This window comes from Trichloromonas sp. (assembly GCF_041583255.1).
Lineage (GTDB): Bacteria > Desulfobacterota > Desulfuromonadia > Desulfuromonadales > Trichloromonadaceae > Trichloromonas.
On the sequence record NZ_JBFHGD010000119.1, the window covers coordinates 1 to 10083 of the forward strand.

Here is a 10083-nt window from a genome sequence, read left to right on the forward strand (position 1 = left end):
CGGTGATGCCGACCAATCTCTACGGCCCGGGGGACAACTTTCACCCGGAAAACTCGCACGTGATGCCGGCGTTGATCCGCCGGTTTCATGAGGCGAAGGTGGAGATGGAGCGTGTGAGGCGTGAGGCGTCAGGTGTTAGGAGTAACCCCTCACCGGACGACCACGTCGTCACCGTTTGGGGGACCGGCACGCCGATGCGGGAGTTTCTCTTTGTCGACGACATGGCCGACGGCAGCCTTTATATCATGGAGCTGGATGAGGCGGCGCTGGCGGAACATCTGCTGAACTATCCCGCCCCCTGTTTCGTCAACCTCGGAACCGGCATCGACGTGAGCATCCGCGAGCTGGCCGAGACGATCAAAGAGGTGGTTGGCTACCGGGGCGGGATCCGTTTTGACACCAGCAAACCCGACGGCACCCCGCGCAAGCTGCAGGATGTTACACGGATGAAGGCGCTCGGCTGGGAGGCGAAGGTTGCCCTGCGCGAGGGACTCGAACGGACGTATCGGTGGTTTCTGGAGAATCAGCAGAATTTTCGCGGGTAGGCGGAAGGCGAAGGACGCGAAGAAAACCTGGGAATCGTCCACGAATGTCACGAATAGGCACGAATGACAGCTGAAACCCTGTGAGCCAGGCCTGATCTGAATCTGATTCGTGAACATTCGTGTGAATTCGTGGACGGCTTGAAGGGTATGCTTTACGCCTGTCCCCGTGCCGATTCCCGTTAAATGACCACTTCAGTCATGGTTAAAGCGCCAGTCGATTAGTCTCCTCACCCCTCACCCCTCACCCCTCGCCCCTCGCCCCTCCGGGTTCATAGTAATTCTTAAGAATATATGGATGACAAGATTTACGGTATGGTTTATACTAAATCGTTTTAAAACGGCTTTTGTTCTCTTGGCAGTGAAAAGTGGAGATGCTGGCCCAGATCCTGCAAATTGAACCGCGGGGTCGGAATGGCTGGTGAACTTTTGACTGGCCGGCTAAGCCTTTTTGCGACGCCATCAATTTTAACCGATTCGATAGGGTTCATAAGACACAAGGGGGAGGATTTTACATGCGAAGATTCAGACTTGTTGCCGTACTGCTGGTTATGCTGCTGTCATGCAGTTCCCTGGGGTTTGCCAAGGATGATGATAAGCAGGGCGAGAAGGCGGAGAAAATCAAAAACCAGTACAAAAAGCTCATGAAGGCACCGGGCGCGACCCAGAAGTCCGTCTTTGCGGCCCTGCTGAAAGAAGGGGTTGTGACGGTGCAGGACGTGCTGGTGCTGGCCCAGTCGCAGCTCGAGCCGGGTCAAAGCCTTGAACAGGTCTTGACCCAGGTCTTTGCCGCAGCCGGCGAGAGCGGCAAATTGGCCGAGGTGATGCAGGCGGCCGTCACGATCGCTGCTGCCAATCCCGCTCTGGCCCAATCGGTGGTGAAAGCTTCCGTCGCCGCCAATATCCCCTTTCAGACCGTGGCCGCCGCCGCCAAGACCGCAGGTGTTGCGACCCAGATCATTACGGCGGCCCTGACGGTTGCTAAGGAGGCTCCCGCGGCGACGGTTTCGGGTGCCGCCGCTGTTCCCACGCTGACCCTGGCCATGGTTGTGAGCGGCTCGGCCGCCGCCGGGGCCGCCGGCGAGCTGATGACCGCCGCTGTGACCGTCAAGGTCTCCACCACCGAGATCGTTAAGGCGGCCGTAGCGGCCAACCCGACGGTCGCTCAGCAGGTCGTCACCGCCGCCATCGCCAATCCGGCGACCAAGGCCGAGGCGACAACCGCCGCCGTGGCCAGCGGCGCAACGACTGCGGTCGTTAAGGCGCTGGTGGCTTCGGGCTCAACCGCCGCACAGGCATCCGCCGTGGTCGTTAAAGTTCTCGTCGATTCGGGTTCCAGCACTCAGCAGGCCGCCGCCATCGTGAAGGCCATTGAGGAGCGGATAAAAGATGAACCTGTCCTGGCCGATCCCAAGGATCCCAAGGTCAGCGGAACGTAAGGACGGAAGACGGAAGACGGACGGTTCTGCCCTCTGCTCTCCGTTCTCTAGCTGTCCCTTGTATTTAATATTGCCACCAGGAGGTAACACCATGTCGTTTTACAAGAAGGGATTGGCCGCTGCTGCGATGGTTCTGATGGGGAGCGTGTCGCTGGCCGGGGCCGTGGAAACATCTGACCTGTTCGGTGCCGCTACAGGGTATGTGCACCCGTCGCTGGAGATCAGCGAAAAATATACCGACAACTTCGATCAGTCGGCCAACAATGAAGACGGCGACTGGATCACCACCGTCAGCCCCGGCATCTGGCTGGCCCTGCCGGCCACCGACCGCAAGCGCTTCTCGATTGTCAGCTCTAACGACGCCCCGGGCGGGCAGGGGGTCTCGCGTTTTCAGGGGGAAGACTTCTACGGCTTTCAAGGCTCTGCGTTCTATCGCGCCGACATCGAAAACTATGCGGAACACACGGATGAGGAGTCGACCAAGCATACCGGTCAGGGGGTGCTGCAGTACAGCTTCGCCGGCGGGCTGACTCTCGAGGTCTCCGATGTCTACGTCGCCGATTACGATAACCAGGCCAAGACCGGCTCTGACGAGAAGGAAGAGTTCAAGTCCAACCTGGCCAGCGCCATCGTCTTCTACAAGGTGGGCGAAAAGCTCAAGCTGCGCGCCGGTTACTCGAACTACACCCTCGACTACGACAAGAGCGACAGCCTGTTCAAGGAGCGCACCGACGACCAGCTTTCGGCCTACGTGCTCTACAAAATCCTCCCCAAGACCGAGCTCTTTCTGCAGTATGATTATATCGATCTCGACTACGATCGCGACGTCCTCGGCGACAGCGTGGAGAATCACCTCTTCGCCGGGGTCAAGTTCGACTCCAACGCCCGCATCAGCGGTCACCTGAAGCTCGGTTACGGCCGCACCAGCGTCGATGTGGCCGACAACAACACCTATGAAGACCTGATCGGCGATGCCTCCCTGAGCTACGGTTTCCTCGAGCGCTCGAGCATCACCCTCACCGGCCGTCAGCGGGTCAACGTCTCGACCGAAAAGGATTTTCAGAACATCCTGCACCGCCGGATCGGCCTTTCCTTCAACCATCCGCTGACCCAGAAACTCGCCGTGGTTCTGCGTACCGGTTACGGCCGCGACGAGTACCGCGAAGACAGCGAGAGGACCGGCCGCATCGACCACACCGCCAGCGCCGGCATCAAGTTTAACTACGATATGCAGCAGTGGCTCCGTTTGAGCCTCGGCTATGATTACACCGACCGTGATTCTGACATCGCAACCAACGAATATCGTGAAAATGCTGTGATGGCGATGATCTCGGTCTCTTTCTAGAGAGCCTGTTCAATTTGAGACGATTAGCTGGAATACTGTTGCTTTTTTCGATGATGTTCACCCCGTCTTTGGCCAGGGCCGATCAGCAGGACTACCTGGTCGGGGCGGGGGACGTCATCAAGATCTCCGTGTACGATAATCCCGATCTGAGCTCGGTCTGCCGTATCAGCACCGACGGCAGCATCCAGTTTCCGCTGGTCGGCACGGTTCCCCTCGCCGGTCTCACCATCGAGGGGGTCACCCGCCAGATCGAGCAGTTGCTCGCCGACGGCTACCTGGTCAACCCGCAGGTTTCGGTCTTTATCGAGGAATACCGCAGCAAAAAAGTGGTCATTATCGGCCATGTCGCCAATCCCGGGGTTTACGAGCTGCGGGGGCAGACCCACCTGCTGGAGCTGATCTCCATGGCGGGGGGGCTGCGCGAGAACGCCGGCGACCAGGTGACCATCAACCGCAAGGAGACCGCCGACGGCCAGCAACAGAAGGTGCTGCGCATCAACCTGCAGGCCCTGCTCTCCTCCGGCGATCCGAGCCTGAATCCGCAGATTCTCGACCAGGACAGCGTCTTTATCGACAAGGCCGGCATGTTCTACGTGACCGGCGAGGTCGAAAAGCCCGCCTCCTACAAGTTTGAGGAGGGGACGACCGTGCTCAAGGCGATCAGCATGTCGGGGGGCTTCACCAAGATCGCGGCCAAGAACCGGGTGCGTATCGTGCGCATCATCGATGGCAAGGAGCAGCTGCTGGAAAAGGTCTCCATGCAGGAGCCGCTGCTGCCCGACGATGTTATTGTGGTACCTGAGAGCTTTTTTTGAAATCAGGGAGAAGAGAGAGGGAAGAAGGGAGCAGGGGATTTTCTGCCCTTTAACCGTATCCCTCCTTCCTGCTCCCTTTTTCCCTCTTTCTATTAGAGTAGTTACAAGCTATGGAACAAGAAGAAATCCACTTAAGAGATTACCTCAAGGTGATCACCAAGCACCGCAATCTGGTAATTGCCGTCTTTGCCCTGATCTTTGTCGCCGTGGCGCTCTATACCTTCTCGACCACCCCGCTCTACAAGGGGACGACCAAGGTGCTGATCGAGAAGGCGGCCAGCGAAGAGCTGACCGGCAACTCCTCCTCGCGCATCTACGATCCGGAGTTTTACGAGACCCAGTATCAGCTGATCAAGAGCCGGGCGGTTGCCGGCCGGGTGGTCGAGACTCTCGATCTGGCCGCCAATTTTGACGCCTATCGCGGCAAAAATTCCGAAAACACATCCCTGCTGCAATCGATCAAGGGCTGGTTCGGTTCGATCAAGGATCTGATCTCCGGAAGCAGCACTGACGAGGAGACCGCCGCGAAGGACCCGGCGGCGGAGCTGGTGCGGGTGGCCGACCGGCTCAATGAAGGCATCGCGGTCAATCCCTTCAAGAACAGCCGCATCGTCACCATCAGTTATCTCTCGCCCAACCCAGAGTTCGCCGCCCAGGTGGCCAATGCCACGGCCAAGGCGTATATCCAGGAAACCATGGAGATGAAACTCGCATCGACTCGCATGACCCTGGAGTGGATGGGCAAGAAGGCTGCCGAGGAGGGGGCCAAGCTCGAGTCGGTGGAACGGGCCCTGCAGAAATACATGGTCGATAACGACATCATCACCCTCGAAAACCGGCTGACCCTCACCCCGCAGGAGCTGGCCCAGGTCAGCAGCCAGCTGGTGACCGCCGAATCGAAACGGATTCAGCTGGAGACCCTGTACGAAATGGTTCAGCAGGTGGCCGGCGACTACCAGAAGGCGATGGCCATCCCCAATATTTCTGCCGACCCGGCCCTGCAGACGATGCGTGCCCAGATTCTCAAGGCCGAGCAGAATATTCTCGAGCTCTCGGGCAAGTTCGGCGAAAAGCACCCGGTGCACAAGAAGGCGGTGGCCGACCTCGATATTCTCAAGAGCAAGCGCGATCAGGAGATCAACCGCATCATCCAGCAGATTCGTAACCAGTTTGAGCTGGCCCAGTCGGATGAAACCAACCTGCGGGCCCAGCTCGAAAAGACCAAGGCCCAGGCCCAGGGGCTCAACCAGCGCTTCATCCAGTACGGCGCCCTGAAACGTGAGGTCGATACCAACCGGCAGATGTACGACGCCCTGATGCTCAAGGCCAAGGAGCAGAGCATCACCCAGGAGACCCACCCGGTAACCCTGTGGATCGTCGAAGAGGCGTCGGTGCCGTTGGCGCCGGTAAAGCCGAACAAGAAAAAGAACCTGCTGCTGGGGATCATCGTCGGTCTGATGGCCGGCATCGGCATGGCCTTTTTCGTCGATTACCTCGACAATACCATCAAGTATCCCGAAGAGACCGAGAAGGCCCTCGGCCTGCCGGTACTCGGGCTGGTGTCGCTGTATCATGAAGAAAAGGGGTTGCCGATCGAGGAGGTGGTGCTGAAATCGCCCCGCAGCGCCTTTGCCGAAAGCTACAAGGCCCTGCGCACCTCGCTGATGCTCTCGACCTCTGAGGGGGTGCCGGAGAAGGTGCTGATCACCAGCGCCGCGGCCGCGGCCGGCAAGACCACCACCGCCATCAACCTCTCTGGCGCCCTGGCCCAGGCCGGCAAGCGGGTGCTGCTGATCGACGCCGACATGCGCAAGCCGAGGATCCACAAGGCCATGAAGATCAATAACGAGAACGGGCTGTCGAACTACCTGGCCGGCGGCAAGGCGAATATCCTGAAGAAGGGGCCGCACGAAAACCTTACTGTAATCACCGCCGGGCCGATTCCGCCTAACCCGTCGGAGCTTCTGTCGTCGCGGCTGATGCCGCAGCTGCTGGAACGGCTCAGCCAGGACTACGATGTGATCGTGATCGACTCGCCGCCGCTGCTGTCGGTGGCCGACAGCCGCATCCTGACCCGAATCGTCGACGGTACGGTGCTGGTCACGCGGGCCCGCAAGACCACCTACCACATGGCCTCCCGGGCGCTCAAGCTGCTTACCGACATCAATTCGCCGGTGCTGGGGCTGGTGATCAACGCCCTCGAATTCAAGAAGAGCGACTACTATTACCAGTATTATTACGCCTCGTACGGCAATTACAGCAACTACGGCGAAGCGACCGAAGAGGTTTAGTAACGGAAGAAGGAAGAAGGAAGAAGGAAGAATTGGAGGTTTTCCTTCTCCCTGAATTTATGATCGACATTCATTGCCACATTCTTCACGACATCGATGACGGGCCGGCCGATCTGGCCGGCTCGCTTGCCATGGCGCACCTGGCGGCGGCCGACGGCACCCGGGTGCTGGTCGCCACGCCGCATGTTACCCTGAACCCGCCTTCTTCGGCGCTGATCGCCGGGCGGCTGGCCGAACTGAACAGCGCGATTGCCCAGGCCGGCATCGAACTCAGGGTGCTGGCGGGGGGGGACAACCTTTACAACCTCGGGGCCGAAACCCTGGCCCGCTACAGCATCAACGGCGGCCCTTACGTGCTGGTGGAATATCCGCACACCCATCTGCCCGCCCAGGCGGGGGCCAGTCTGTTCGATGCGCTGAGCCACGGCCTGACCCCGATCATCACCCACCCGGAGCGCAACCCTTCTGTCGTGCAAGACCCGCAGCTGCTGATCGACCTGGTCGAGCGGGGGGCGCTGGTGCAGCTGACCGCCGAGAGCCTGACAGGGGGATTCGGCGGTTCGGCCCGTTCCTGCGCCCGCTACCTGCTGAAAAAGGGGCTGGTGCACTTCCTCGCCAGCGACGGCCACTCCGCCGACTGGCGGCCGCCGGTCCTCTCGGCCGGGGTCAAGGCGGCGGCGAAACTCATCGGCCCCGAGGCCGCCCGCAGGCTGGTGGTCGACAATCCCGCCCGGGTGATCGAGGGGCTGGATTGGTAAGGACGGCTGAAGGGAGAAGGAATGCCCGGCTTCTCGCATCACCTTGAATAATTCCTGCGGCCGGTTAATATGTGAACCTGTTGAATTGAAATGGACAGGTGGGCGGCAGACAGAAGTTTCTCTGCTTACAGCTTACAGCTGTCTTCTCCCCTTTCCCCTCTTCCTCCTTCCATCTCTCTGGGTGCAAAGATGCCCTTCTACCTGCTGATCTTCATCCTGGTTTTTGCTCCGCTGTCCTATGGTGCCAGCGGGCCGGTCGCCCTGACGGTGTTTCAGGCGCTCTGCCTGCTGGGGCTGCTCTGGGTGCTTATCGAAGGGGCGCTGGGTAAACGCCGGCTGGTGCGCCCTCCCGGTCTGCTGCCGCTGGGCCTGCTGGGCGCCCTGATGCTGCTGCAGGTGATCCCGCTGCCGCCGTCGCTGCTCAAACTCCTTTCGCCGACCGCCTGGCAGCGCTATGCCGATACGGTCTGGCTGCTGTTGCCTGAAACCTGGATGCCGCTGTCGCTCAACCGGGGGCTGACCCTGGAGGCCTTCTGGTATTTCTCCGCCTGTCTCGCCATCTACGTCTTCGCTAGCCAGTGCCTGGCCGGCAGCACCCCGCAGAAACGGGCACTGCACCTGATCGCCGCCTTTGCCGGCCTGTATGCCCTGATCTCGATCCTCAGTGCCCTGGTTCCCAACGGCCACCCCCTCTGGCTGCTGCACCCCTGGCCCGATTATGCCAGCAAGGCTTTCGGCAGCTATCTCAACGGCAATCACTACGCCGGACTGATGGGAATGCTGCTGCCGCTGGTTACGGCCCTCTTTTTGCTGGAAAAGCCGGTGGCCCGCTACGGCGACTGGAAGGAGCGACTGGTCGATTTTTTCGGCGACCCGCGCCTCAACGTGCATCTCCTTTCCGGCATGGCCGCGCTACTGATCGGGGTGTCGATCTTTCTCTCCCTGTCGCGGGGGGGGATTCTCAGCTCGCTCGCGGCGTTGATGATCTTGTCGCTGCTGCTTATTTCGCGCAGCCAGGAGCGCAGGCGGGCCTTGATTCTGCTGGGGATGGTGGTGGTGCTCTTCTTTTCGGTGGGGGTCTTCGGCTGGGAGCCGATCTTCGCCGCTTTCGCCAGGATGCGCAACCTGCAGGGGGAGATCTCCGACGGCCGGCTGACCTACTGGGCCGATTGCTTCGCCCTGTTTCGCGATTTTCCCCTCTTTGGCACCGGTTTCGGCAGTTTCATCGACAGCTACGCGCCCTATCAGAGCATCTACCACGGAGAGCTGGTGGTCAATCGCGCCCACAACGACTACGTGGAACTGCTGGCTGATGGGGGGGGGATCGCTGTCGCGCTGGCCGGCTGGGCAGCGCTGCAGGTGGGGCGCGCGAGCTGGAAGGCTTTTGGCCGCCGGCGCCGGGCCTTTTCGGTCTACCTCTTTCTCGGCGCTGGCGCCGGCCTGTGCGCGATTCTGCTGCACAGCCTGACGGATTACAACCTGCATATCGGCGCCAACGGAATCCATTTCGCCTTTTTGTGCAGCCTGCTGGTCTCGGCTGCCCATACCACCTCACAGCGAAACCGCTCGGGCAGCGAGCTGCCTCCTCTTACCCGGCGCCTGAACGCACCCGCCCTGCTGCTGTTGACGGCTGTGCTCATCGCCAGCCTGCTCCTTAACATCGGTGGCCTGTTCGCCGCTTCAACCCTTGCGACCATCGCTCGGGAGGACAGCGGCAAACCGGACAGCCAGCAGTTGCAGGCGTTTTTGCAGCAGGCCCGGCAGGCTGCGGCCTGGACCCCCTTCGACGGCAGCGGCCGCTTTACCCAGGGCAACGTTCTGGCCGCGCTGGGCCGGCATGGCGAGGCTCTGCAGGCCTACGGCGAGGCCCTGCGCCTGCGCCCGCTGCGTTATTCCTACCTGCAGCGGGCCGCCCACTCGGCCGGGGCTCTGGGGCTGGTCGAGCTGGAGGAATCCCTGCTCAAGGCCGGGGTGACCATGGACCAGGCCGACCTCCGCCCGGTCGGGCCGTTTGCGACATTTTTACTGAAACAAAATCGCCGGGCCGAGGCCTTTGTGCTGGTGCGCCGCAGTCTTGACCTGGCGCCGGAAAAAACCGGAGATTTTCTGACCCTGATGGCGCTGCAGGGGGTCGACTGGCGCGAAATGAAGGAAGCCCTTCCTCCCCGGGCCCTGGCCTGGCAGCTGTACGCCGCCGCGCTCAATCCCCAGGTGCGCGAAGCCGAGGCCGAGGCCGCCTATCGCCGCGCGGTGCGCCTGGTGGCTGATGAGCCTCGCCCGTGGACCGGCCCCTATTGGGCCTTTTACCGGTTTCTCAACGAGCGCAAACGCACCGACGAAGCCCTGGCGCTGATCCTCGATGCGATCGAGCGTTTTCCCGACGATGCCGGCCTGCAGCGTACCGCCGGCAGCTTGTATGAGCAGCAGGGGATTACCATTCTGGCCATCGAGGCTTACCGGCAGGCGCTGCTGCTCGACCCGAAACAGAAGTGGGTCAAGGCGCGGTTGGAAAAGCTGGGTCGGTAGGGCGCAAGAAGGAAGAAGGAAGAAGGAAGAAGGAAGAAGGAAGAAGGAAGAAGGAAGAAGGAAGGGGACAGGCACCTGGCGGAGCCTGCCCCCTTGATATTTATAGATCCGTGTGCATCGGATCTGATCCGCGTGCTACGGCAGTCAACGGTCAAAACCGCTGTCCACGAATTGCACGAATGGGCACGAATAACGGCTCATAAGGGCAATCCATCTGTGCTGTATCCTGCGCCTTGTTCTTCATTTGGGGGAGTTTGCGATCTTTGAAAAATGCCCGAGTTACGCTGACATTTTGAGAAGTGCGTTTTTTAAAACAGGTAAATCCTGCTGTACCGTCACCCAGATGAGTTCAAGGTCGATGCCGCCA

The 10083-nt window shown here is 60.6% G+C and carries 7 protein-coding genes; all 7 read left to right on the forward strand.

Going from position 1 to position 10083, the window contains the following annotated elements; genetic code table 11:
* Positions 1-545: NAD-dependent epimerase/dehydratase family protein (locus tag ABYV89_RS10510; RefSeq protein WP_432822908.1), on the forward strand; the 545-nt coding region annotated here is incomplete at its 5' end.
* A gap of 512 nt (positions 546-1057) precedes the next feature.
* Complete coding sequence (locus tag ABYV89_RS10515) at positions 1058-1981, forward strand: hypothetical protein (protein WP_432822909.1); 924 nt, start codon at positions 1058-1060, stop codon at positions 1979-1981.
* 91 nt (positions 1982-2072) lie between these two features.
* Positions 2073-3326 carry an outer membrane beta-barrel protein gene (locus tag ABYV89_RS10520; protein WP_432822910.1) on the forward strand — a complete coding sequence of 418 codons (1254 nt, stop codon included), beginning with the start codon at positions 2073-2075 and terminating at the stop codon, positions 3324-3326.
* Between the two features lie 38 nt (positions 3327-3364).
* Positions 3365-4141 (forward strand): SLBB domain-containing protein, encoded by a 777-nt coding sequence (locus tag ABYV89_RS10525; protein WP_432822911.1) that lies wholly within the window; start codon positions 3365-3367, stop codon positions 4139-4141.
* A 110-nt stretch (positions 4142-4251) separates the two neighbouring features.
* Positions 4252-6432, forward strand: a complete 2181-nt coding sequence (locus ABYV89_RS10530) for a GumC family protein (protein ID WP_432822912.1) — start codon at positions 4252-4254, stop codon at positions 6430-6432.
* A 32-nt stretch (positions 6433-6464) separates the two neighbouring features.
* Positions 6465-7190: a tyrosine-protein phosphatase gene (locus ABYV89_RS10535; protein ID WP_432822913.1), complete on the forward strand. Its 726-nt coding sequence runs from the start codon at positions 6465-6467 to the stop codon at positions 7188-7190.
* 189 nt (positions 7191-7379) lie between these two features.
* On the forward strand, positions 7380-9716 hold the full coding sequence (locus ABYV89_RS10540) for an O-antigen ligase family protein (protein WP_432822914.1): 2337 nt from the start codon (positions 7380-7382) through the stop codon (positions 9714-9716).
* Positions 9717-10083: the final 367 nt, after the last annotated feature.

Excerpts from the sequence above, each read along its gene's own strand:
- ABYV89_RS10515 (WP_432822909.1), top strand. The coding sequence starts at position 1,058 with ATGCGAAGATTCAGACTTGTTGCCGTACTGCTGGTTATGCTGCTGTCA.
- ABYV89_RS10520 (WP_432822910.1), top strand. The coding sequence starts at position 2,073 with ATGTCGTTTTACAAGAAGGGATTGGCCGCTGCTGCGATGGTTCTGATG.
- ABYV89_RS10530 (WP_432822912.1), top strand. The coding sequence starts at position 4,252 with ATGGAACAAGAAGAAATCCACTTAAGAGATTACCTCAAGGTGATCACC.
- ABYV89_RS10540 (WP_432822914.1), top strand. The coding sequence starts at position 7,380 with ATGCCCTTCTACCTGCTGATCTTCATCCTGGTTTTTGCTCCGCTGTCC.